The sequence below is a fragment of the Marinomonas spartinae genome, from assembly GCF_016461715.1.
GTDB classification, from domain to species: Bacteria; Pseudomonadota; Gammaproteobacteria; order Pseudomonadales; family Marinomonadaceae; genus Marinomonas; species Marinomonas spartinae_A.
This window is the reverse complement of the sequence record NZ_JAEMUI010000001.1, coordinates 231,029-255,954: the sequence shown is the minus strand read 5'-3', so window position 1 is coordinate 255,954 and position 24,926 is coordinate 231,029. Positions and strand designations below refer to the sequence as shown.

Genomic DNA, 24,926 nt, shown 5'->3' with positions numbered 1-24,926 from the left:
GGGGTCACTCGTGTTAACCATTGCTTGATTTATAGACTACTCTCTAATAATCTAAAATTTCACAATAAGAATTACACAGTGTAAATTTCACAAAAATGAAAAATAAAAATAGCCTCAACCGTAAAGCCCATTTTTTGGGCACTAAGATCCGCAACCTGCGTAAACGTAACCGTTTGACAATGGAAGACTTATCCGCCCGCTGTATAAAAATGGATGCAGAATCTGCCCCATCGGTGTCTTATTTATCCATGATCGAAAGGGGAAAACGCATTCCTAGTGAGGAGGTATTGGAAGTCATTGCCAGTGTTTTTCAAAAAAATGTGGCTTGGTTTTTAGACGATATTCCCGAGGAAGAAGCCATTACCCCGACAAAAGGCTCGGGTGGCGGCATCAATGGCATGGCATTAGAGCCAAACTTTCTCTTCTCCAAAGAAATTTTACAAATCGCCATTCCAGAAATGCTTTCTCAAACGGGCACCAGTGGCCGTCAATTTGCCCATTTGCTGATTCGTGCTCACCAAGAGCATCATCAAAATCACTTTCCGGATCTAGAGCGAGCTGCCGAAGAAGTAGGGCTCAAGCGCTTACCCTTAAGTCTCGATGACCTGATCGCTATCACCAAGCAAATGGGGCTACAAATCAAATGGTTCCGAAAAACGCCCATAGCAGTCCTACAAGACATGGGCATTGATGGAAGCCATGTAGTGACCTCATTTTTTGATCCGCCAAGCACCATCTACATCAATCAGATTATGAAAAACCAACCGCAACGTTTGAAATACAACCTTGCGGTACACATCGGTCACACGGTATTACACGATAAAGACGGGATGAAAAACGTCTTAGTCACTGGACGTAATGAAATCTCGCCACTTCAATCAAAAAGCACTAAGACCCACTCATCAGGCGCTGGTATGGATGCCCAGGACATTCTGTATGCCTGGCGAGACTTCGAGTGCAGCTTTTTTGCTGGCGCCTTACTGTGTCCTAAAGTGCCCTTTCGGCAAATGCTGGATCGCAATGGCTATGAAATCAATACCGCAAAGCTGGCAGATGTGTCTGAATCGGTCACCATGCGGCGCATGACCGCTGCTTCGCCTTATCCCCATTGGCATTACTTTGACGCCTACGCGCCAGGGAAGCTCAAAGCCGTGTATCGAGGCAATGGCATCCCTCTGCCTTGGGGAAATATGAGTATGGTGGAAGACCCTTGCCAGCATTGGTCGGTGTTTCGCAAAATCAGCGAGCCAAGTACTGGCACCTCCGCGCAAATATCCATACTCAATGTTGGGGATGAGCCACGGATTTATGCTTGTGAATCCATTAAAGTGCACGACCTAGCGGGCAACAGTCATGTACTTTGTTCCGGCATCGATTTAAACCCAGCCATTGACGCTCAGAGTAAAGATGCCCTAAGCATTGCCGCCGATTTACGCCAAGCCTGCGTAACCAAAGGAGGCTCCTCAGCCATTCCGAGAAGTATCAAAAAAGACTTAATGAGCGTGGCGAAAATTCTCAATATTAATTGGATAGAACGGGGAATAGACAATGATGCACGATTGATTTGCTCCCGTGGCGCCGTCTGTCCAAGATCGCCAAGTTGCTATCAGAAATGTGAGGCGAAGTAGTTGACTCGTTTGGGGAAGTTGATCTTGGAAGCCAATACAATAAAGATTTAATTTTGTCAAAAGCTAGAACGACTCGTTACTGTAATTAAATGCTTCGATAACGCCTTAATCGCTCGGTGGTCAGCAATATTATAGCCGTCATGATCATTAGAATGACGGGCAATGAGGCGAAGGTGAAAAACCTTGCAACCGCCCCAAGAACGGGGGGCACTAACATAAGCCCAACATAAGCAGAAGCCATGGATAACCCAATGATGGCTTGGGAAGCGGAAGAGCCAAAGCGTTTTGGCGTCATATGAATAGTATTTGGAAATATAGAGGCACAACCTAACCCAATCAATATCAAACCTATTTTTGCCAGCGCACTGGAAAACGGCAGAGCTAACAAGAGACAGCCGAACAATATAATGAGCCCCCCAGATCGAATAAGGGTTTCTTCCGCGATTTTTTCAGCAATCAGCCCACAAGCAAAACGCCCAGCGGTGATCCCCAAATAATACATGGCGACCCAAAAGGCTGCGGTCGAAGGCAGGATGTTTTTTTCTGTCGTGAGATAGCTTGCTGACCAAAGGCCAGTACTCATTTCGATTGAGCAATAACAGAAAAATACCGACATTTGCAGGGAAACACCTTTCATCTTCAGAACGCTAATATTCGAGACCAATGGAGAGTTCGTTTCATGACTTTCTAACGGTTTAACGACAAACTTTTTCCACAGCGGAAGCGCTGCAAACAAAACAATGACAAGTAAAAATTGCACCACTGCAATTGCCATATAACCATCACGCCAGCCCTGCTTTACCGCTAAAAAATTGGCCATCAGCAACGGTCCTGCCGTTGCTCCCACGCCCCAGAATGAATGCAGATAATTCATGTGCTTGGCTTTATAGTGCAATGCGACGAAGTTATTTAACGCCGCATCCACAGCACCAGCACCAATACCCAATGGAACCGCCAAGAACACAAGCACCACGGTCATATTGGCTATACTGAAGCCAAGTAATGCCACCGCAGTCAGCAATACACTCAATGCAACGACCTTACCGATTCCCAGATAATGAATGGCTTTCGTCACATAAAGGCTAGATATCACAGTGCCAGCACTGATGATAAAAGAAATCCCCCCCGCAAATTCTAACGAGGCATCTAAATCATTTTTCATTACAGGCCAAGAGGATCCCAACACGGCATCCGGCAGGCCTAAACTAATAAAAGCAATATAGATAATAAAAAGGAGCAGCATGATGACGTATACACATTGAAATTAATAAACATATCCTTGTAAGCCAGCAACCAGCTCTCTGAATACCGTTTTACAAGCTGGACTTTTTCTTAGATCCTCATGCATCGTCACCCAAGTATCCATTTCAAAACAAAAATCCTCGGCCAATAAGCGTACCAAACTCTTGTCTCGCTCTGCCAAACCTATCTGACAAAGGCCAATTCCCGCCCCCGCACGAATCAAAGCCAATTGCGCGACATTGCTATCGGTACGCAACACAAAACTGTCTTTTTCTAAGGGAAAAGGAAGCTTTTTTGCCACAGAACGAATGTAATCCGTTAGTCTGTCAAAGCCAATCAAACGATGCGCTTCAAGATCCGCCAGAGTGGATGGCGTACCATGTTTTGTTAGATAACACGTATGAGCAAAAAAACCGACGCCTATATTACCAATACGTCGTGCAATCAACTGGGTTTGCTTAGGACGAAACATACGTATCGCTATATCAGCCTCCCGACTCAAAAGATCTTGCACCTTATCCGACAATGCCAATTCTAGATGAATATTCGGAAAACGCTCGGCAATATCGGCAAAGATCGTCGGCAAAATTTCGATTCCTATTACATCGCTGGTGGTGACACGTACCGTACCTTGAATATCGTCACCATGACGACTCGTAACACGCTCCATAGCAGCGGCGATATTCGCCATTTCACTAGCAGGCAGTAATAGAGCATTGGCGGCATCGGTAGGCGTTAATCCCCCTTGAGTACGAATAAACAGAGTGATATTCAGTACCCGCTCTAACTCAGCAATATGTCGCCCAATGGTTGGCTGAGTGGAACCAAGGGCACGGGCTGCTGCCGATAAAGACCCCTCTTGCATGACGCCAAGAAAGGATCGATACAATTCCCATCCAATGTCTTTATTCATACAAAAATGTATAGCCACTCTATTGTTTTCGTTAATTTCATTTAGCTAGAAGAGTATCTAACCTTGCTTGATCAAGCTACTTATTTAGAAAACCGTCACTTGGAGAAAATGATGATTCAGCAAAAAAATGACACACCAAAGGCCTTAATACTTGGCGCAACGGGCGGTATTGGACGCGAAGTCACACATCAACTAAGCAAAGCCGGATGGCTCATTAATGCCCTCAAACGTGGCGCTTACCACCCTACGGAAAACGACAATATTACTTGGTTTCAAGGGGATGCACTCAATCAAGCAGATGTGGAAGCCGCAGCTCAAGGTTGTTGCGTGATATTGCATGGCGTCAATCCACCAGGCTATAAACATTGGGAAGACTTAGTGTTACCTATGCTGAACAACACGATTGCTGTCGCTAAGAAAATCGGCGCTTGCATCATACTCCCTGGTACGGTCTACAACTACGGACCAGATGCTTTTCCTTTATTGAATGAGCTATCCTTACAAAACCCAGTGACTAAAAAAGGTCAAATTCGCGTAGAAATGGAACGACGCTTACAAGATTTTTCCGAACAAGGTGGACAGGTAATCATAGTCCGAGCAGGAGATTTCTTTGGGCCAAATGCCGCCAACAATTGGTTTTCTCAAGGGTTAATCAAGCCAAACAAACCAGTAAAAAACATCAAAAACCCTTCAACCACTAATGTGGGGCACCAATGGGCTTACTTACCCGATGTCGCAGCCACCATGCTCAAATTGATTGAAACTCGCCACACATTAGACGCCTTTGCCACTTTTCATATGAGTGGATTTTGGGATCAAGATGGTACGCAAATGGCAAAAGCCATTCGTCGGGTAGTAGAAAAGCATACCCGAAAAGCGCCTAATATTTCGGTCTTTCCTTGGTGGCTAATGCCCCTCATTGCCCCCTTCAACGAAACCCTAAGAGAAATGATGGAAATGAAATACCTATGGCAACAACCTATCCGAATGAACAACAGTAAACTGCTAGCACAGTTAGGAGAAGAGCCCACCACCCCCATAGATCAAGCCGTAGAGAACACATTAAAGGGGTTAGGCTGTTTACCTTAAGGGAGCAGGGACTTAGCTAGCAGAAAATAACAAAACGCTTTAGTATCGTTGAAGCTCTTGTATTGCCCTACTTTATTCCACAAGGGACATAAAGACATTATTTAGTGTTAGCGAAAATAGAACCATTAGGAAGCCGTACTACCCACAACGAATCAAATAACAGCAGTATCCTTCAGTAGGGAGATAATCTATGCCAGTCATCACCATCCAGCAATCACCTGGTCGAAGCAAAGAGCAGAAGCAATTGTTAATAAAACGTATAACAGAAGCGTTTGAAGAAGCCTATGAGTTACCTCCTGAAGCGGTGACGGTCTTCTTTCAAAATTTCGATGATGAACATTGGGGAAAAGCAGGAAGGTTACATTGCGATAAAAAAGCCGCTCAACAGGACTAAGCTATAAGATTTATCCGCTGAATGGGCTCCGTTTACGCTCATTGACAGATGCTTTAGATGTTTTGTGGATAGCGATAGGAAAACGCCATTTATTGGTAATTGGCTCTATCGACTCTATCAAAATAAACCTACAAGTATTAAAATTGTCGCAAACTCCCCTCCCTTCAGTTAAGGATTTTTTTCATGACTTTGTCGACCGGCCAGTCAACGAATGTTGTCGTTGTTAGTAACTCTTCCGATAATCCATTTGCTATTGATATTGCCTATGCAATGGGTCAGTACGATGATATTGATGATATTATCAGTATGAAACAATTCATGAACTCCGAGTTCTGCCCGCGTTTCATCTCTGACGAACATGACTTCGACAACATTGGTCGCAAACTAAGAGGCAAGTCTGTGATCATTGTGAGTACCACCAGCCATGTAAAAAGTCGCCAAGAATTGGCCATGGCAAACTTGATCATCGCTCGAGCAGCAAAAGAGAACGGAGCGGCTCGCGTGATCCTTGTCGAGCCAGACTTATTTTACAGCGCACAGGATCGTGGACCTCATCTGAGCTTAGGCGAAACCAGTTTTCAACGTGACATTAAAGACGTAAAGAAATTCGATGGCCAACCTTTTACCGCTAAGCTCTATGCCCAAATGCTCAAGCTATCGGGCGTCGATACGGTTATGACGATACATAATCACTCCGATTCAGTACAAAAGATGTTTAACGAGGTCTTTGAGGGAGACTTTCATAATCTCATTCCTTATGAAATTTACGCCCACTACTTGTTAAACTCCGATATGTTGGATTACGGTGAAAACGGTGAAGGCTTGGTATTGTGTGCACCTGATAAAGGCGCTCGTGATTTCGTCAAACAGATGTTCCATACCCTTGGCTTACCAAAAGCGAAGTTCATCATGCTAGACAAAGAGCGAACCGATGAGCGTAAAGTCGAAATCACCCTACACAAAGAAAGCGAACACACCTTTGATGGGTTGGATGGTGCCAGCATTGTCTTATTCGACGACATGGTTCGAACCGGTTCTACGGTGGTGAAATCCTGCCAATTCCTACAACAAATAAACCCCAAACGTATGGTATTCGCTGTATCACACTTTTATGCCAGCGACGAAGGCCGCCAACGTATGGCGCACCCATCCCTTGGTGAAATCCTTACCTTGAACACTCTACCAACAATTCTAAACCGTGACGAACAAGGTCGCTTGCGGAAAAAAATGGTGGTGCTAAAAGTCGAAAAATGGCTGGCCCAAGAGCTTTGCAATATCCTTGATTTGCCACAGAACCATGAGCCAAACCCTTATAAAATCGACATGTCGTCTAAAAACCCTCGCTTCAAACGTAAAATCTGGTTTAGCGAAGAATTACAAGAACTAAAAAATAAAAAGTAAGCCTTTTAAAATCACGCCTTACTATTGAACAAAAAAAGCCCAGATAAGACTTTGTCTAATCTGGGCTTTTTGTTCAAAGAAGACCCTTAAGAAAATACTAATTCACGCTGTAAAGTAATGCCATAATAGTAAGCATAACGAGTGATAACATAAGCAACAACAAACGTAGCGATGACAAGCTCTACCTCTGCGATAACCCCCAAAAGTTGAATCACAGCAACATCCATTCCCCATGCAATGCACTGCGCTTGTACTTTAAACAAAGCCGTCGCACCAATCGCTAAAGGAAAAGTAAAAGCGGCATAACCTGGGCTAAAAGGCAGTCTTAATAAACGCAGGGCAAATCGATAAATCGTTGCTGTTTTCAGTAGTGCTATTCCTAATAAAACCAACACAAACCATTTAGAGGGTACATCCACAACGGTTAAATAGCCCGCCAAACAGACACTGGCAGGTGCTGCCATAATGGCAAAAGTGGGTTTGGCGTTATCCGGTAATTCTCCACAATACCTCAAGCGATACACCATGAGAGGCAAAAGAACCAAATAACAAGCAATGCCAAACCAAAGAACGCCTTCTGCCAAGGGCTGAAATAAAGACGTTGGATAACTAATCGCTGCGACGATAATGCCCACTGGCGGCACAAACCAGCTTGGCACCATATCCGCCAAAGTAAACCCTTTGTATCTGTGATACACAAAAGTCACAAGAAACACCGTATGAATCGCAATCGCAAACAACCACAAAGCGACCGCCAGCTTCGGCATAAAATGATGAAGCGACATGGTAATCACCATCAATGCCATCGCGAACGTTGGCACCACACTTCCCACGACAGGATGCTGTAGATCCTGTACCAATAATCTCGGGTGCAAGGAGAATTTCCCAACCAGCAACATCAATAAAAAGGCGCCAATAGTCGCAGAGAAATACGGTAAAAAAGAAGACTCTTGAACAACAAAATGCCAGCTACACCCTAAACTGGCAATACCCAGAGCAAGACCCGCTATGGGGGTTGGCGCAAAAGACAATCGATGACGCAATAATGTAAACATAACCTGACTCCAAGCTATCAATTAGGAATAAGATTATGGTAAAAGGATATATGTAATCGTAAAATCTAAATGTTTTTAATAAGTCGTTCGGTTTTACTAAACAACACATATAAGATTCAATCAGATGAAAATCACACTACAACAAATCCGAGTGTTTTCCGCTGTGGCTCGCCACGGTAATTTAACCACTGCGGCAGACATTCTTTGCCTTAGTAAAGGTGCCCTATCTCAATCCCTGCAGCAACTTGAAAGCCATTTAGATACCCCTTTGTTTGATCGCGTTCACCCAAGGCTGCAGCTCAATCAACAAGGTAAACGCTTATTACCCATGGCTGACGAATTAATTGAACGGGCAGGCGAAATCGAGCACACCTTTGGCAAACACACAGATAACCTAGGAGCCCTTCACATTGGTGCCAGCCAAACAATCGGGAATTATTTGTTACCCCACTTGTTAGCAGAGCAAGGTATCGAGCAACAACAGGAAACCAAAGTTACCATCACCAACAGCCAAACCTTATGCCAAATGCTGCTCAACTTCGAATTAGACATGGCATTAATTGAAGGACAACACGGCTATCAAGAACTCGTCACAACAAAGTGGATTCAAGATACTATGCTACTGATTTGCTCAGCAGAGCATCCTTTAGCACAAAAAACATCGCTAACACTCAATGACCTAAACGATCAAGATTGGGTGTTGCGAGAAACGGCCTCTGGTAGCCGACAACAATTCGAACGACGTATTCGTCCATCCCTGAGTAATATCACATCTGTTTTGGAGCTAAGTAGTTTAGAGTCCGTACTATTAGCGGTAGAACGAGGCTTAGGAATCAGCTTTATCTCCAACCTCGCAGCGAAAGACAAACTAGCAATAGGACGAATTCATAAAATAAACATCGAGCAAAATTTTCCCCGTCAATTACACCTTGTCTGGCATAAACAAAAATACTTAACGGGACGATTACAGCATTTCAGTCAATTTTTAAAAGACTGGGGGGAACATCACAACCTGTCATAATGTTATAGAAACAGGCTTGTCATGATTGATTCAATTAATAGTGATAAAGGGCAACTTTTCATGCTGACGATCAAAATAAATTTATCATATAGCGCTTTCTCTTCTTCCCCAATAAGCACATACTCATCTCGTTACATAGCCCCGTAACACAGCCCTTAGGTTGGCCTAAAGCGACTTCAGGTTTATTGAGTGATAACAAATGGTGACTATCATGAGTAAGGGTCAAGACAGCAAAAAGAACGCTAAGAAAAAGCCTCTTTTAACAGCAAAAGAAAAAAAAGCGGCTAAGAACACTAAGAAAAACGAAACCAGTATCTTAGGCAGCAAATAAGAATCAAAAGGCCACCACAATATTGTGATGGCCTTTGTTATATAACCTTGCTAATCAGCACTCACGCAGGTATGTCACCCACGAAATGCCAGTAATAAAATATCTTTGATTTTTCGGTCTATTTCTATGTCTGCGCTCTCAAAATCCACTTTCTCAACTAGATACAAAAAAGGCTGAATAGCACGCAATTTTTTCACTGCCTGAGGGTCATCACTCAGTAGCACCGACACATATGAAAAAGCATCATAATAGGCAAAAGCCTGTTTTTTTAGTGCATTAAGATAGGAGTCAACCGCTTCATCGCCAAATACCTGTTTAATCGCCATAATCGAGCCATAAACAGTAGCGCCTTCATACAATGCATTCGTCTCAGCGCCTGCTTTCCCCACAGGATTCAAGCCACGAACCATTTCTTGAATCACGTCTGCAAGTAGCATCACATCATTGGTGAAGCTTCTCGCGGGTATTTGAATTTTATATTGATAAGGGGCATTATCATTTTCGAACAACAGCACAGGTTTAGCCGAGTTATCATCGATTTCAAAACCCACAAACTCTGCTTGGGAAGGCGCTTTGCCAAATAAAAATTCAACCGCTGGCAACCAAGCCGTACGTAATTTTTCTAACTGTTCAATCTGTACCGATTTTGACTCAGTCACAACCTCTTCCTTCTTCAAACTTTTATACAATGGGTGTCATCAACTTGGCTGACACCTTAGATGAGCAGAACCTTATCACATACACAAGATTTCGGCAGTTGAAATTGTCCCATGGTCTCACCCTACTACGATGCATCGGAAGCCAATGACATAAGCCATTCATTTGCCACTATTGGGGACTCTTCTTCAAGAGTGAACAGCGGCCACGACAGTCATAGCCCAAAAAACTACCTTAATTGGCTATCTTTACTACCAGCACGGTTATATAAAGAAGAACGACCTTTCTTCTCCTGCTCGGACTGACACGCTATACACAAACGGACACCAGGAATCGCCTTGCGCCGTTTCTCAGGGATTAGGGCATCACACTCTTCACAATGGGTCAAACTCTCTCCTTTGGGCAGGCTTTGCTTAGCACGCTCAACTTCAGAATCTACCGTTGCATCTATTTGATCTTGTACTGCGCCATCTTGCGCCCACCCACTGGCCATGATCCCCCCCTTACTAACGTACCTTGATGAATATCTTACCGCCCTTTTCTCACGACAAGATAGGGGCATTCACACTATCGCCATCAATAAAATGGCCATATAATACATATTTATAACACTATTTTTACACCAATCTTTCCCCTCTCGTTCGACTAAACACACAAGAATACATAAATGAAACATAATACACTTAGAATTCACTGCATACGCTCGTTGTCCTCTCTCATAAAAATGCTCTCGGTAATTATTAAGCGGTTGTGGATCGTCAACAAAACAGGGGAAATATAATGAAAAAAACACTTTTAGTGGTTAGCTTAGGCAGCCTCAGTATAACAACTGTTTATGCAGGTGGTATGGACCGCTCAGGTCAGCCCATTACAGCCCTGTTTGAAAAAGGCACCTATTTAGAGCTCAACTCTTATACCGTTAAACCCAATATCTCTGGTTCTTTGGGTCCTCTCCACTCTGGTGATGTCAGCAAACGCTTTACACAATTTGGCGGTGCTTATAAACAAGATCTTTCAAACGACTGGTCGATGGCAATCATAGTCGATCAACCCTATGGCGCCGACCTTCGCTATCCATCAGGGACTGGTTATCCACTTGCAGGCACCACCGCCTCGGTAGACTCGGTGGAAGTAAGCGGCATCTTGCGCTACAAAATTAATACGCCTTTTTCGGTCTACGCAGGCGCACGAAATCTGACCTCCAAGGGAAAAGTGCATTTACCCAGTGCAACCTACTCGATGAAGACCGACACTCAAAACGATTGGGGCTACTTAGTAGGGGTAGCCTATGAAATTCCCGACATAGCTCTACGGGCCGCACTGACATATAACTCACCAATAAAGATCCACTTTCACAATAAAGAAGCCATCACAAGCAATTCACTGGCCGCCGAAACACCACTTAATGTCACCATGCCGAAATCCATCAATTTTGACTTTCAAACGGGCATCACTCCCACCACATTATTACTGTTTTCAGCACGTTGGGTCGAATGGAAAAAAACGCAAATTACGCCCCAGTTTTACACAAACTTTGTCAGTCCAGGAGAAAATATCGTTGATTACAGCGAAAATACGATTTCTTACCGCTTAGGCATTGGCCAAAAACTCACAGACACTTGGTCCGGCTCCTTGGCGGTGGCCTATGAAAAATCGTCCGGTAATATCGTCAGTAACCTTTCCCCAACCGATGGCTATAAAGCCTTAATTGCCGGACTGAAATATCAAGCAACACCAAGTACAGCCATTGCGGCAGGAGTCAGCTACTCATGGATTGGTGATGCCAAAACCAGCCTATCGGGAAACGAAACCAAATTCGATAATAATCATGCCACTGGATTGGGGATAAAAGTGTCCCATCATTTCTAAACACACTCACGTTAGATTTATGAAAAGACCTCAGGCGAGGTCTTTTTTTGCTTCACGATCGGCCATCACCAACACCACGCCACCGACGATAAAAAAGACCATCAACGACAACACGCCAAGTGAATATCCTGTAAACTGCAGGCCAGCGAACGCAAGTACATGCCCCTTCATAAAATAAGTAAACAACGCAATCAAAGCGGGCCCTAAAATAGCGGCAAACTTACCAAAGATATTAAAAAAACCAAAGAATTCCGCCGATTGCTCAGGCGGAATCAAAGAGCCAAAATACGATCGACTCAAAGACTGAACCCCGCCCTGCGCGGTACCAATCAACACCGCCAGTAGAATAAAAGCGCCATTAATCCAAGACGATGGCATAGACTCCATCAAAGCCGCCACAAGGGTAATCACCCCATAGGTAGCAATGCCAAAAAGAATCATGGTGCGCGTTCCAAGGGACTCAGATAAGCGACCGTACAACAAGGTACTAGGCCAAGCGATAATCTGGATAGCTAATACGATCAGCACTAAATCCACCTGTCCCATGGTCGAGTTTTTCATACCAAAGTCCATCGCCATAACAATGATGGTATCGACCCCATCAATATAAAGAAAATAGCCAATTAAAAAGAGATAAATCGCCCGTTGTTGTTTGATTTTTGCCACTGTCTGCGCCAGTCGACGCCAAGTATCTTTTAAAGGGGTTGTAGAGGGCGGGATACCGTACTTTTGTTCGACATTTTTTAGCAAGGGTACAGTGAAAATCAGCCACCAAACAGCGGTAATCAAAAACGCCGAGGCAAATCCCATCATCGTAATGCCATCGTCATTTTTGAAAAAAGCAAAAATAATACCTAGCGCGATAACAAACGGAATGGTCGAACCGATATAGCCCCATGCAAACCCTGCCGCAGACACTTTATCCAAACGATCTTTGGGTGAAACATCCAACAAAAAGGCATTATAAAAAATATTCGCCCCAGCAAAACCCAACATGGCAATATTGTAAATCACCGCCGCTAACAACCACTGAGTATCCCCCACTAATATCATGGAGGTAACACTGATAATTCCTAAAAAGGCAAACACACTAAATAGCTTTTTCTTATTCCCTTGGTAATCAGCAAAGGTGCCAAGCAACGGAGAAATAATAGAAATCAATAAAAATGCGGCTGCATTAATCAGACCAATAGCGGTGGTACTGTCTTCCGGTGCCAAGCCAGCACGCTGACTGATGGTATTAAAAAAAATCGTATAGATCGTCGTTGAGATGATTAACGCAAAAGCCGAGTTACCGACATCATAGACAACCCAGCTACGTTCAGTTTTCGTAAAAGCATTGGACACAATGCGACTCCCTTAATAAAGATGACAGATCTTTAGAAAATGACAAAACATGTCGACCCTATCATGTACTACAGCCAACCACCCCAATCAGATGTCCCTCTTTATGCTGAGTTCTTGTCATAAATCAAATCATTCTGTGGCCAGCAGGGCCACAATAGCATCAAAGATCACGAAAAAACATGTGGCCTAAATATACAAAGAGGTAAACATCATGAGTAGTACATTCTATATACCTGCTGTAAACATCATGGGCGAAAACGCGCTTAATGATGCCGTCAAACAAATTCAAGCATTAGGTTTTACGCAAGCGCTGATAGTGACGGACCCAGGCATGACCAAACTAGGCGTGACAACCGAAGTCCAAACCCTTCTGCAAGAACAGGGGATACAAAGCTTGGTATACGATGGCGTTCAACCTAACCCAACGGTTGAGAATGTGAATGCGGGTCTTGATGTTTTGCATACGCACAAATGTGACTGTGTTATCTCTCTTGGCGGTGGCTCTGCCCATGATTGCGCCAAAGGTATTGCACTGGTTGCGACAAATGGTGGTCACATTAGTGACTACGAAGGCGTGGATGTTTCTAAAAAGCCACAGCTACCATTAATCAGTATCAATACCACCGCAGGCACCGCCTCTGAAATGACACGCTTCTGTATCATCACAGACCAAGAACGTCATATAAAAATGGCCATTGTCGATCAAAATGTCACACCAATCCTATCGGTTAACGACCCAAGATTGATGGCGGGAATGCCCTCAGCTCTTACCGCAGCAACGGGGATGGATGCCTTAACCCATGCCATTGAAGCCTACGTATCTACCGCAGCCGATCCGATTACTGACGCTTGCGCCATTAAGGCCATTGAACTCATCCGTGACAACCTACACGAAGCGGTTCACAACGGATCTAATATGGAAGCTCGCACTCAAATGGCTTATGCACAGTTTCTAGCGGGGATGGCCTTTAATAATGCCTCTTTGGGCTATGTACATGCCATGGCGCACCAACTTGGTGGATTCTATGACCTACCACACGGCGTTTGTAACGCTGTTTTATTACCCCATGTGCAACGCTACAACAGCCAAGTGGCGGCCCCTCGTCTGAAAGACGTTGCGAAAGCCCTAGGTGTGGAAGTACAGGGAATGAGTGACAAAGAAGGCGCGGATGAAGCCATTGCTGCCATCGTCAAGTTATCTCAGAGCGTGAATATCCCTGCAGGCTTAAAAGAGCTAGGTGCGAAAGAAGAAGATTTCGCCACATTGGCAAGCAATGCGATGAAAGACGCCTGTGGATTCACCAACCCAATTCAACCAAGCCATGAAGACGTCGTCGCCATCTTCAAAGCGGCTTTCTAACCCAACCGCGACGAAAACACCGGCCTTGTAGCCCATCTACAAGGCCTTTTTTCCAAAATTTGATATGTGCCTTTCATTCCGTTTCCAAGCACCGAAAGCCTTTCCTATTAAGCATATACAAGAGCACTTTTAAGTGTCACGCCTCATTTTTTCAGGATAAAGCTTAGCGATTACTTAACAAAATCCCACCGCCCATAGTGATAAATAAACCACCTGTCACTTTAGATATTTTGGTTTCCATGTTCTTCAAAGAGAAGTGTTTCCCTAAACGAGCTATGCCAAAAGCGTAACCGATGTGGACGCAGGTAACGATAGCGCAAATGGTGACAAACATAACGGAAAACTGTTGGTAGGCAGGCGAATCAAGCGTTAAAAACTGAGGTAAAAAAGCCGATAAAAAGATCAATGTTTTGGGATTACTTGCGGACACCAAAAAAGCTTCGACAAAAAGGGCTCCGCCTGTTTTCGTTTGAGTGACTGTTGTCTCCAATGCATCAAACGCTGACTTTTTGTTCGACCTAAGCGCCTTGATACCAAGATAGATCAAATAGGTTCCACCCATGATCTTCATCACCAAAAACCAAGTGGGTAACGTTTGCAAGAGAGCACCCACCCCCAACGCCACAAGACAGACAATAATAAACTGACAAGAGAGATTCCCCAAAATGGTAATAAAAGCCGACTTCCAACCAAACTGGATGCTATTTTTAAGCACCAATAAAACGTTCGGGCCAGGAGAAAGCGTGGTTACTAAATACGCTAAGAAAAACACCGTCCATATGTGAAATGCCATCATTCATCCCTCTCTATTGATAAAAATCCGCTAAAAATATAAAACCAAAAATCCAGACCGACAGGTTAAGATAAGGCACCATGACCGACATAATCGTGGTCATGATCCACTATTTACTGATCACCCAAATAGACTATTCAACTTGGCATATTGCAATAACATGATGGTTTTCCCATCTTTGATTTCGCCAGAATCCACCATATCGCAAGCCTGCTTGAAGTCCAACTCCAGCACGTCGATGTTTTCTTGCTCGTGCTCAAGACCACCGCCTTGGGATACTTTCATCTCGTCTGAGTATTCCGCCACAAAAAAATACAACAACTCCGTTACAGCACCAGGGGACATATAGGCTTCAAACACCTTCTTCACCTTGTCCACTTTAAAACCAGTTTCTTCTTCTGTTTCTCGTTTAATACACTCTTCGGGATTGTCTTGATCCAAAAGTCCGGCACAGGTTTCGATCAACATACCATTGGCATTACCATTCAAATAGGTCGGTATCCGAAACTGACTCGTCAGAATCACGCTTCTTTTCTTCAGGTTATAAAGCAAAATTGTCGCCCCATTGCCCCGATCGTAGACTTCACGCTCTTGCCGTTGCCACTGCCCTCGCTGATTCTGCAAGTCAAACGACACCTTATTTAAGGTGTACCAGTTATCAGATAAAAGCGTCTTTTCTAGATTACGAATATCCACACCCATAGTTTTCCCTTTCATTCATACGATAGATACCAGATGAGATTAATAACACAAAAAATTGACTTTGTAGCCTGCCTGACACCACCAAGGGTGAAACAAAAAATAAGAAAATCACCAATAAAAGCAGATACTTCAACAGTTTTTTCTAAAAAATATCATATAGAGATTTTACTATTAGTTAAGTAGAGAGTAAGTTAATGAATCCCATTCTCTTTAACGCTTTGCCTGACTTAAGTGAACGGCCAATAGACTACAATAACGGTGATTTATGAGCGAGCCACATCCAACGGAAGAGTTTGAGCAAGAGCTGTTTTCGCTCATTCATCGGTTGCTACCCGTTGATGGCATCCGTTTTTTTATCTACGTGCCATGGGCACAATTAAAGCAGGAACTCAGCTCAGACCACGATCTTGATGATATGATGGAGGATTATCCAAAGAAGTATTGGTCCATCGATCCCATGCATCCCTCTCATTATGAGGGTACTGATAAAGCCGTCATTAGTAATTCTCAACTTATGAGCCATGAAGCATGGTCGCAAACCGAAATTCTCAATAAGTTCTACCGCCCAAATGGCTATTTCCACAACTGTGATATGTTTTTCCGACAAAAAGATCGCATTGTCGCGATTCTATCCATGGTACGTAAAAACCCTGCTTCGCCCTTTACAGACGCAGAAATGGATCTGCTTCGCCACACCCAACCCTTTATCGAATATTGCTTGGAAAAGATGTATATCTCTGAACGAGCGCATAACCGCTCAAGTTTAATTGACGAATACCATCTCACGGCCCGCGAAGTCGACGTGATCGAAATTGCCCTCACAGGAGTCAGCAATAAGGTTCTCTGCCGACATTTGGGGATATCATTACCCACCCTTAGAACCCACATGCAACGCATCTATAGCAAATTAGATGTTCATTCAAATGCAGAACTGATCTCAAAACTCGCCAAATACGCTCTTTAACCTTTGTAACGGTTCGTAACCTTAATCAGAGATGAAACAGAGCATTATCCTACCAGCGTCCGCCACTTTCAAAAGGCTATTTGCTTGGTACTCAAGCGTTAGAGAAAATCTTAATTAAAAACCAAAAGTCTACGAAAAGGTACTAGCAGAAGGCATGAAAAAGCCATACTGGAATGCGAAGAAGATGAACAGCATAACTGCCGACCGACCTGAAAACGAATACTAGGAATAGAAACCTCCCTTCCATCACCACAAAATGAAAATCGCATTTTTTTGTGATGGAAGGGAGTAGCTCGCATCATTTGAAACAATAATATCCTAGAGTTTTACGACTCTAGCTTAATTACTTGACAGGGATTCCCTAATGAGAACTGTCGATTACATTTTTAATTGTATCATCTTCATCTTTATTGATGAAAAAACCATAGTCTTCCAAGAAAAAGCTCGTTCTTATCTGTCTATTTTTATCTTGACTGTCATGACAGGCAATCATTTTAGCATCCCCTGATAGCGAAAAATAAAGCGTCGCTGCTGGGACTTTTTTCTCGACAACACAAACAGTCACTTCTGGTTTTCCGTAATCTAACCCTGCAACACTGGTCGCCATATTTCTAGTCACTTGGTAACTGATATGACTGCCCACAATCATATCCTTCCAATCCCCCTTTAATACAAGGTTAGATAAAACAGTGCTGTCAGAATTCCCATCACCATAATCTGTTGTTGAACTCAAGTTAATTAAACCCAAAAAGCTTAATTGTACATTTTTATAGGAGCTGGTATTAGTTTGTGTTTTTATTTTCCAAACGCCATTGGTTGTGGTCGATGACAACTCTCTCGTATCGCTAAATGAACTAGACTTACCTTCGAATGTTGATGTCCCTGTCATCCTATATTGTGAGATTTGCTTGATAGGCTCTTTCAACTTTTGTGAGGTTATTTCTCTCAACACTTCCTGCGGAATAGCCGTAAGAGTTTTAGTATCAACGATAGGCTTTTTAACGGGAGAAAAAAGAGGTTTATCTCTTAACTGATCTTTGGATCGACAAATCGCTTTTGCTATTACGTTTCTATAATCACCTGGATCTGAGGAAATGGCTTCGTAGTCAATACGATTCATGACAAGACCATCTGTAACACGAAATTGATCATCTACATCATAACCAACAAGTTGAGCGATTTTTTTTGAGGAGCAGTCTATTAGATACTCCTCAAACTTATATCCATATGGTGCCTGAAATGGAAGATCATAAGCTACTACTGGTTCACTGGATGCACTCCATAAAAAAATACTACCACTTCTCGTTTTATGGAGACTATTAATATCCATTAAAATACCAGGTGTATTATTTTTCTTATCTCCATAACGAATAACTCGCCAGTCACTTTTGGACTTACAGGCATTCGATATATAAGGTGACGAGTTTAATATTTCAGAAGAATAATCATCTAATCTTTTTGGCAAAGAGTATTTATCATAGCCTCCAGGATAAGGATAGACACGTTTAGGAGTAATTCTATAGTTCCAATACACTTTATCATTATTGCAAGAAACAGAGACCTGTACTAAACCAGACGGAGTAACAACAGCAGCACTAACTTTGTTACCAATATGTAAAACACTATAAGGAATAATGTGAATTTTTTTCGTCAATTCCACTGAATAATCACTAGAAATGGAAGAGCTTTCATCACTTTTTTCTACAGCCATAGCAATACATGAACTTAATAATAGAAAAACAGTTAGCAGCAGCCTAACAAAATACCTTTGTCCTATCATAAAACCTATCTCACTCTTTTAATCACCAAAAATCAATTAGTTATAATAAAAAATATAATAACTAACTCATTAAACCTTATGCTTTATAAGAAATAAAACCAGTAACATAACTCAACATTAAATGCATTTTTGATAGGCTAAGAGAGGTTGTTTGATATGAAAATCCTTCTCATTAACACCATCCATGACAATAAATGAACGATACTATAAAAATATAATAAAAACCATAAAAAACCTAACCCATCGTAAACATGGAAGCGTCTCTCTCTATAGATCGAAAGGGCGTCCTTGACGCTTGATAAGCCTACGCGGGGATATACGAGAAACGCCCCTATACGTCATTTGACGTATCCCCCTGGGTCATTCTGCGAATACATTTCTTGACGATTTCTATAGATACTGACTTGGCTTACTTAATTTGATTCAAGCCGTGTTGAACACGGTATTTAGATCATTAGCTCTCTCAAACGACAAGCCCATTAGAAGGAAGACTCGAACATGAAAATGAAGACGTTAGTTTCCGCTATAGCCTTAACTGGGGCGACGCTGATCGCCCTACCATCGTTGGCCGCCGATACGATTAAGGTCGGGGTGTTGCATTCGCTTTCTGGTACCATGGCGATTTCTGAAAGTACGCTAAAAGATACCGTATTAATGCTGATCAAGGAGCAAAATGCCAAAGGTGGTTTGCTGGGTAAGAAGCTTGTTCCTGTGGTCGTAGACCCTGCTTCTAACTGGCCATTGTTTGCGGAAAAAGCCCGTGAGTTAATCAGTAAAGACCATGTGAGTGTGATCTTCGGTTGCTGGACGTCCGTCTCCCGTAAATCAGTGCTGCCAGTATTAGAAGAACTCAATGGTTTGATGTTCTACCCGGTGCAATTCGAAGGGGAAGAGTCCTCTAAAAATATTTTTTACACTGGCGCCGCGCCAAATCAGCAAGCGATTCCTGCGGTGAATTACCTAATAAACGATTTGGGTGTGAAACGTTTCGTTCTTGCCGGTACAGATTACGTTTACCCTCGTACCACCAATAAAATTCTTGAAGCCTATTTAAAGTCGAAAGGCATTCCGGCCAAAGACATTATGGTCAATTACACCCCATTTGGTCAGTCTGATTGGCAGTCTATCGTTTCTCAGATCAAACAATTCGGTAGCCAAGGAGTAAAAACGGCCGTTATTTCCACCATCAATGGCGATGCGAACGTACCTTTCTATAAAGAGTTAGCAAACCAAGGAATTTCCTCTGAAGACATTCCTGTGGTTGCCTTCTCCGTGGGAGAACAGGAATTGTCTGGTATTGATACCAAACCCTTGGTGGGGCATTTAGCGGCATGGAACTACTTTGAAAGTGTCGATACACCAGAAAATGAGAAATTTATTAAAGAATGGAAAGCCTATAAACACGACCCGAATGCCGTCACCAACGACCCAATGGAAGCTACCTATATTGGCTTTAATATGTGGGTCGATGCCGTGAAAAAAGCCGGTACGACGAATGTCGATGCGGTGGAAAAAGCCATGATTGGCCAGAAATTTCCAAACTTAACGGGCGGTATGGCTGTAATGGGTAAAAACCATTACCTCAGCAAACCGGTTCTGATTGGCGAAATCCAAGACGATGGTCAATTCGAAACCGTCTGGCAGACAGATAAAACCGTTCCTGGAGACGCTTGGTCCAACTATTTACCAAGCTCTAAAAACATCATTGCCGACTGGACCTCGCCAATTAACTGTGGCCATTACAACACAGTCACCAAGCAATGTTCTGGCGGAAACTGATCATTTGTCACTGGATATGACCTATTGAATGAATGCATTTGACCCTCCCAGGTTAATGTTGGCTCTCTTCTAAGCGGTTAGCAGAGAGCCCTTTTTCCTCACGGTACGAGGTCATTACTACATCCTATTCATCTCGATCTTTTTGCCCCTTTATAACCATTCCATGGAGTATCGCTTTGAGACATTTACTTGCCTTTTTCTGTTGCCTTTTTGGGTTGTTGGCCCCACTGGCGCAAGGCGCTGAATCCGATACAACAGCCAATCAACCACCAGCAAACATCGCCCCTTTGGTGCTTGATCTGACTCAAGCAAAACTCAATAAATTATTGCCCATCCTGAAACAGCTAGAAGCTGTCAGTGATGAATCCATGGTGCCACTGTTCCATGCCATGATGAATGGTGATTTGTACTTTATTAAAGCCAATCGTCAACTTGTTGTCGCAACAGAAGAGTCAGGACAACGTCTTTACAAAGGTTTATACAGCCATGCCATGATGCCCAGTATCAGTGAAGACGACCTGAAAAAAATACGCGTTAATAATCGCTTGCGCGGGTATTTGCGTAATGCCATTGCGCGAGTGCATTTAACCGCCGCTTCTCCAGACGTCAGAGAAGCGGCGGTACGCGAGCTATTGGCCCATTTGGATAAAGATACGATCACCACACTGGAGCGTTTGTATCCGAATGAACCCAATAAAAAGGTGAAAGAGACAATGGGCTTGGCCTTAGCCATGAATACCGCATCGCAAACCAATCTCCCTGACTCAACCCGTATCGCTGCCATTGACCGTTTGTCCACCAGCTTGGAAAACGATGTACGTAATACGCTGACGACCTTAACCTATCAAGATAATCCTGCCATTAAGAGCGCCGCCCAAACGGCACTTAAACACATTGCCCAACGAGTGGAACGCTTTAACTTTTTAAACCAATTATTCTTTGGTCTGAGCCTTGGTTCTGTCTTGTTGCTAGCCTCCATTGGCCTAGCGATTACCTTTGGTGTCATGGGAGTCATTAATATGGCCCACGGCGAGATGATCATGCTTGGCGCTTACACCACCTATGTAGTGCAATTGATGATGCCAAATTACATTGACTATTCTATCTGGGTGGCGATCCCAGCAGCCTTTTTGGTATCGGGATCAGTCGGCGTATTAATCGAGCGATTGGTGATTCGTCATCTTCATGGCCGTCCATTGGAAACCTTACTGGCAACCTTTGGTATCAGCTTGATTCTGCAACAGCTGGTGCGCACAATTTTCTCTCCATTAAACCGTCAAGTGTCCTCACCCAGTTGGATGAGCGGCTCTTGGGAAATCAATCCAGTGTTTTCCCTTACACTAAACCGTTTGTACATTTTGGCTTTTTCACTTTTGGTGTTTCTTGTTCTGGTGATGGTGCTGAAGAAAACCTCATTGGGTTTAAACGTTCGAGCGGTATCACAAAACCGCAATATGGCAAAAGCCATGGGGGTTCGGACCGCTTGGGTGGATGCCATGACATTCGGCTTAGGTTCCGGTATCGCTGGCATTGCAGGCGTGGCCTTAAGCCAACTGACCAACGTCGGGCCAAATTTAGGACAAGACTACATCATCAACTCTTTTATGGTAGTGGTGTTTGGCGGAGTCGGCAACTTGCTGGGCACCTTGGTGGCGGCTTTTTCATTGGGGATTGCCACCAAGTTCTTAGAACCCATCACAGGTGCGGTATTGTCTGCCATTTTAGTACTGGTGTTCATTATTCTCTTTATTCAAAAACGTCCTAAAGGACTCTTTCCACAAAAAGGGAGGGCCGCAGAATGAGCCGTCTTAGTCAGTATTTTTCCGCTGGACGTACCTCTGGCAAGCACACTATGCCGTTTGTGGTGATCTTGTTGGCGCTCACCGCTTTTGCTTGTTTGTCTAACTTGTTACTGCCTGCGGACTCTGTCTTCCATGTGAGTACTTACTCCATTACCTTGCTGGGTAAGTATCTGTGCTATGCCATGCTGGCATTGGCTGTGGATATTATCTGGGGCTATTGCGGAATATTAAGTTTGGGCCACGGCGCCTTTTTCGCCTTGGGCGGTTACGCCATGGGGATGTATTTAATGCGTCAAATTGGTGACCGTGGAGTGTATGGCAACCCTAATCTACCCGATTTTATGATCTTCCTGGGTTGGAAGCAGTTACCTTGGTTCTGGCACGGCATGGATCACTTTTGGCTTGCTATGATCATGGTAGTGCTCGTCCCTGGCCTATTGGCGTTTGTGTTCGGTTGGCTGGCGTTTCGTTCCCGTGTGACGGGCGTCTATTTGTCCATCATGACACAAGCACTGACTTACGCACTGATGTTGGCGTTCTTTCGTAACGAAATGGGCTTTGGTGGCAATAATGGCTTAACGGATTTTAAAGACATCCTTGGTTTTGATTTGCAATCGGATCATACCCGTGTGGCGCTCTTTGCCATTACGGGTGTCATTCTGGCGTTGCTGTTTGTCATCAGCCAAAAAATCCTCTCCTCCCGTTTTGGTAAGGTAATTCTAGCCATTCGCGATGCCGAAGCCCGCTCGCGTTTTATTGGCTATCGAACCGATCATTATAAAGTGTGGTTGTTTGTCTTCTCCGCAGTCATTGCGGGTATTGCCGGAGCGTTATACGTGCCACAAGTGGGCATTATTAACCCGGGCGAATTCTCTCCCATCAACTCCATTGAAATGGTCATTTGGGTAGCAGTAGGCGGTCGAGGCACCTTGATTGGAGCAATCATTGGTGCTCTATTAGTCAATTATGCGAAAACCCGCTTTACCGCCATTATGCCGGATGCTTGGCTGTTCGCTCTGGGAGCAATGTTTGTGCTCGTCACCTTGTATTTACCCAAAGGACTGGTAGGCGTATACGCACAACTTATGAGTAAACGCGGCTCAAAAACGCCACCAACCCCACCCGCCAACACCACCGCATCTGTCAAGGAGTCTAACGCATGAGAGCGATTGATAACGCTGTAGGCAGCTTACGTGAGACGTTTCGCCCCGATCAAGTGTGGCCGTTTCTTGCCCCAGAAAACAACAAAGTGAATGTGGACAAGAACATCATTCTCTATGTAGAAGGTTTGAACCTGAGTTTTGATGGCTTTAAAGCCCTCAATAACCTTAACCTCTATGTGAACGATGGTGAATTGCGCTGCTTGATCGGCGCCAATGGAGCCGGCAAAACCACCCTGATGGATGTGATCACGGGCAAAACCCAATGCGACAGTGGCACAGTGTATTTTGGTCAAACCCAAAACTTGCTGAGCAAAGACGAAGCGCAAATAGCACAACTCGGTATCGGTCGTAAATTCCAAAAACCCACGGTATTTGAAGAGCAAACCGTATTCGATAATTTGGAACTATCACTGAAAACCGATAAACGTGTGCTACCGACCCTATTTTCCCGTTTAACTCCCACGCAAATAGATCGTATTGATGAGGTGTTAAAAATCATCGGCTTAGCGCAGCAACGCTTTATGCTGGCTGGTGCTTTATCTCATGGGCAAAAACAGTGGCTGGAAATCGGCATGCTATTGGCATCTGATCCAAGACTTTTGCTGATTGACGAACCCGTCGCTGGTATGACACCACAGGAAACCGAGCGCACGGCTGAGCTACTAACCTCCCTTGCAGGCGAACGCACCGTCATTGTCGTCGAGCACGATATGGAATTTGTGCGCAGCATCGCACGAACGGTCACGGTCCTACATCAGGGCTCGGTACTGGCTGAAGGCACGATGGATCAGATTCAAAACAATAAAGACGTCATAGAGGTCTACCTTGGCGAAAGTGAAGACGGCACAGCGACAGGAGAAGAAGTATGATATCCATTAACAATGTCGATCAATTATACGGTGGTACACAAATTCTCTGGGGATTAAATTTAACAATCAAACCGGGCTCTATTACCTGCATCATGGGCCGCAACGGTGTTGGAAAAACCACGCTACTCAAAGCCATTATGGGATTACTCCCCATCCAAAGTGGCGAAATCACCATGGATGGTGAGGTGTTAAATAAGCAGAGTGCTGAAAAACGCGCCTACGCTGGCATAGGCTATGTACCACAGGGACGCGATATTTTCCCCATGCTCACCGTAGAAGAAAACCTACGCATCGGTTTGCCCGTTCGCAGAAAGCGCGCTAAAGGCTCTCTACAAGGAACACTACAAGATAGTCCAAAGGACATCCCTGATAAAATTTTTGAGCTTTTTCCAGTATTAAAAGACATGCTGCATCGCCGTGGTGGCGATTTGTCCGGTGGTCAACAACAGCAACTTGCCATCGGTCGAGCTTTAGTACTTGAGCCCAAAGTACTGATTCTAGACGAGCCTAACGAAGGGATTCAGCCAAACATTGTAAAGCAAATTGGTGATGTCATTCTCAAGCTCAATAAAGAAGAAAACCTCACCGTTATTCTGGTGGAGCAGAAGTTAGGCTTTGCAAAACGTGTTGGTAAAGAGTTCCGTTTAATGGAAAAAGGTCGTATTGTCGCGTCTGATGATATGGACAAACTTGATGAGAAACTGATAAAACAGTATCTCGCCGTGTGAAAATTTTATTTCATACCCCATGTTTGCAAAGACTAGACC

At 43.9% G+C, this 24,926-nt stretch carries 22 protein-coding genes; 13 read left to right on the top strand and 9 right to left on the bottom strand.

Annotated features, from left to right (window positions below; genetic code table 11):
- Positions 1-95: 95 nt before the first annotated feature.
- A complete protein-coding gene (locus tag JHD45_RS01155; RefSeq protein WP_199474223.1) occupies positions 96-1,628 on the top strand; it encodes a DUF3612 domain-containing protein in 1,533 nt (510 codons plus the stop codon).
- 85 nt (positions 1,629-1,713) lie between these two features.
- Here JHD45_RS01155 and JHD45_RS01150 read toward each other — a convergent pair whose 3' ends face one another.
- Together JHD45_RS01150 and JHD45_RS01145 are read right to left on the bottom strand one after the other, a co-directional pair.
- Positions 1,714-2,871 carry an MFS transporter gene (locus JHD45_RS01150; protein WP_199474221.1) on the bottom strand — a complete coding sequence of 386 codons (1,158 nt, stop codon included), beginning with the start codon at positions 2,869-2,871 and terminating at the stop codon, positions 1,714-1,716.
- Between the two features lie 21 nt (positions 2,872-2,892).
- Positions 2,893-3,783 carry a LysR family transcriptional regulator gene (locus JHD45_RS01145; RefSeq protein WP_199474219.1) on the bottom strand — a complete coding sequence of 297 codons (891 nt, stop codon included), beginning with the start codon at positions 3,781-3,783 and terminating at the stop codon, positions 2,893-2,895.
- A gap of 63 nt (positions 3,784-3,846) precedes the next feature.
- On the opposite strand from JHD45_RS01145, the gene JHD45_RS01140 reads away from it, so the two are divergent.
- From JHD45_RS01140 to JHD45_RS01130, 3 genes are all read left to right on the top strand, one after another.
- Positions 3,847-4,872, top strand: a complete 1,026-nt coding sequence (locus tag JHD45_RS01140) for an NAD-dependent epimerase/dehydratase family protein (RefSeq protein WP_233407484.1) — start codon at positions 3,847-3,849, stop codon at positions 4,870-4,872.
- Between the two features lie 190 nt (positions 4,873-5,062).
- Complete coding sequence (locus tag JHD45_RS01135; protein WP_199474217.1) at positions 5,063-5,266, top strand: tautomerase family protein; 204 nt, start codon at positions 5,063-5,065, stop codon at positions 5,264-5,266.
- A gap of 183 nt (positions 5,267-5,449) precedes the next feature.
- Entirely contained in the window at positions 5,450-6,667 is a 1,218-nt protein-coding gene (locus JHD45_RS01130; RefSeq protein ID WP_199474215.1) for a ribose-phosphate diphosphokinase, read from the top strand.
- Positions 6,668-6,753: 86 nt separating this feature from the next.
- Here JHD45_RS01130 and JHD45_RS01125 read toward each other — a convergent pair whose 3' ends face one another.
- A complete protein-coding gene (locus JHD45_RS01125; protein WP_199474213.1) occupies positions 6,754-7,722 on the bottom strand; it encodes a TDT family transporter in 969 nt (322 codons plus the stop codon).
- Between the two features lie 124 nt (positions 7,723-7,846).
- Here JHD45_RS01125 and JHD45_RS01120 point away from each other — a divergent pair, with 124 nt between their 5' ends.
- Positions 7,847-8,743: a LysR substrate-binding domain-containing protein gene (locus tag JHD45_RS01120; RefSeq protein WP_199474211.1), complete on the top strand. Its 897-nt coding sequence runs from the start codon at positions 7,847-7,849 to the stop codon at positions 8,741-8,743.
- A gap of 405 nt (positions 8,744-9,148) precedes the next feature.
- Here the strand turns inward: JHD45_RS01120 and JHD45_RS01115 are convergent, their stop codons facing one another.
- Positions 9,149-9,733: a hypothetical protein gene (locus tag JHD45_RS01115; protein WP_199474209.1), complete on the bottom strand. Its 585-nt coding sequence runs from the start codon at positions 9,731-9,733 to the stop codon at positions 9,149-9,151.
- Positions 9,734-9,960: 227 nt separating this feature from the next.
- Positions 9,961-10,224 carry a DksA/TraR family C4-type zinc finger protein gene (locus tag JHD45_RS01110; protein ID WP_199474207.1) on the bottom strand — a complete coding sequence of 88 codons (264 nt, stop codon included), beginning with the start codon at positions 10,222-10,224 and terminating at the stop codon, positions 9,961-9,963.
- 287 nt (positions 10,225-10,511) lie between these two features.
- Between JHD45_RS01110 and JHD45_RS01105 the strand changes: the two genes are divergently transcribed.
- Positions 10,512-11,600, top strand: a complete 1,089-nt coding sequence (locus JHD45_RS01105; protein ID WP_199474205.1) for an outer membrane protein transport protein — start codon at positions 10,512-10,514, stop codon at positions 11,598-11,600.
- 30 nt (positions 11,601-11,630) lie between these two features.
- Here JHD45_RS01105 and JHD45_RS01100 read toward each other — a convergent pair whose 3' ends face one another.
- Positions 11,631-12,947, bottom strand: coding sequence for an MFS transporter (locus JHD45_RS01100; protein WP_199474198.1), 1,317 nt, complete (start codon positions 12,945-12,947; stop codon positions 11,631-11,633).
- A gap of 211 nt (positions 12,948-13,158) precedes the next feature.
- Here JHD45_RS01100 and yiaY point away from each other — a divergent pair, with 211 nt between their 5' ends.
- Positions 13,159-14,307: an L-threonine dehydrogenase gene (gene yiaY / locus JHD45_RS01095; protein ID WP_199474196.1), complete on the top strand. Its 1,149-nt coding sequence runs from the start codon at positions 13,159-13,161 to the stop codon at positions 14,305-14,307.
- A 163-nt stretch (positions 14,308-14,470) separates the two neighbouring features.
- On the opposite strand, the gene JHD45_RS01090 is transcribed toward yiaY, so the two are convergent.
- Together JHD45_RS01090 and nudK are read right to left on the bottom strand one after the other, a co-directional pair.
- Positions 14,471-15,103, bottom strand: a complete 633-nt coding sequence (locus JHD45_RS01090) for a LysE family translocator (RefSeq protein WP_233407483.1) — start codon at positions 15,101-15,103, stop codon at positions 14,471-14,473.
- Between the two features lie 117 nt (positions 15,104-15,220).
- Positions 15,221-15,802 carry a GDP-mannose pyrophosphatase NudK gene (gene nudK, locus JHD45_RS01085; RefSeq protein WP_199474194.1) on the bottom strand — a complete coding sequence of 194 codons (582 nt, stop codon included), beginning with the start codon at positions 15,800-15,802 and terminating at the stop codon, positions 15,221-15,223.
- Positions 15,803-16,067: 265 nt separating this feature from the next.
- Between nudK and JHD45_RS01080 the strand changes: the two genes are divergently transcribed.
- The gene (locus JHD45_RS01080; protein WP_199474193.1) at positions 16,068-16,766 is read left to right on the top strand and encodes a helix-turn-helix transcriptional regulator; all 699 of its coding nucleotides are present in this window, start codon (positions 16,068-16,070) and stop codon (positions 16,764-16,766) included.
- Between the two features lie 361 nt (positions 16,767-17,127).
- On the opposite strand, the gene JHD45_RS01075 is transcribed toward JHD45_RS01080, so the two are convergent.
- The gene (locus JHD45_RS01075; protein WP_199474191.1) at positions 17,128-18,477 is read right to left on the bottom strand and encodes a hypothetical protein; all 1,350 of its coding nucleotides are present in this window, start codon (positions 18,475-18,477) and stop codon (positions 17,128-17,130) included.
- Positions 18,478-19,044: 567 nt separating this feature from the next.
- Here JHD45_RS01075 and urtA point away from each other — a divergent pair.
- The 5 genes from urtA (at position 19,045) to urtE (ending at position 24,887) form a co-directional block, all read left to right on the top strand.
- A complete protein-coding gene (gene urtA / locus JHD45_RS01070) occupies positions 19,045-20,325 on the top strand; it encodes an urea ABC transporter substrate-binding protein (RefSeq protein WP_199474190.1) in 1,281 nt (426 codons plus the stop codon).
- 176 nt (positions 20,326-20,501) lie between these two features.
- Positions 20,502-22,127 (top strand): urea ABC transporter permease subunit UrtB, encoded by a 1,626-nt coding sequence (gene urtB / locus JHD45_RS01065; RefSeq protein ID WP_418903768.1) that lies wholly within the window; start codon positions 20,502-20,504, stop codon positions 22,125-22,127.
- The gene (gene urtC / locus JHD45_RS01060) at positions 22,124-23,290 is read left to right on the top strand and encodes an urea ABC transporter permease subunit UrtC (protein ID WP_199474189.1); all 1,167 of its coding nucleotides are present in this window, start codon (positions 22,124-22,126) and stop codon (positions 23,288-23,290) included. Before urtB ends, urtC begins: the two co-directional genes overlap by 4 nt.
- Positions 23,287-24,159 carry an urea ABC transporter ATP-binding protein UrtD gene (gene urtD / locus JHD45_RS01055; protein ID WP_199474188.1) on the top strand — a complete coding sequence of 291 codons (873 nt, stop codon included), beginning with the start codon at positions 23,287-23,289 and terminating at the stop codon, positions 24,157-24,159. Before urtC ends, urtD begins: the two co-directional genes overlap by 4 nt.
- Complete coding sequence (gene urtE, locus JHD45_RS01050; protein WP_199474187.1) at positions 24,156-24,887, top strand: urea ABC transporter ATP-binding subunit UrtE; 732 nt, start codon at positions 24,156-24,158, stop codon at positions 24,885-24,887. The genes urtD and urtE overlap by 4 nt, the downstream gene beginning before the upstream one ends.
- The last annotated feature ends 39 nt before the right edge of the window (positions 24,888-24,926 follow it).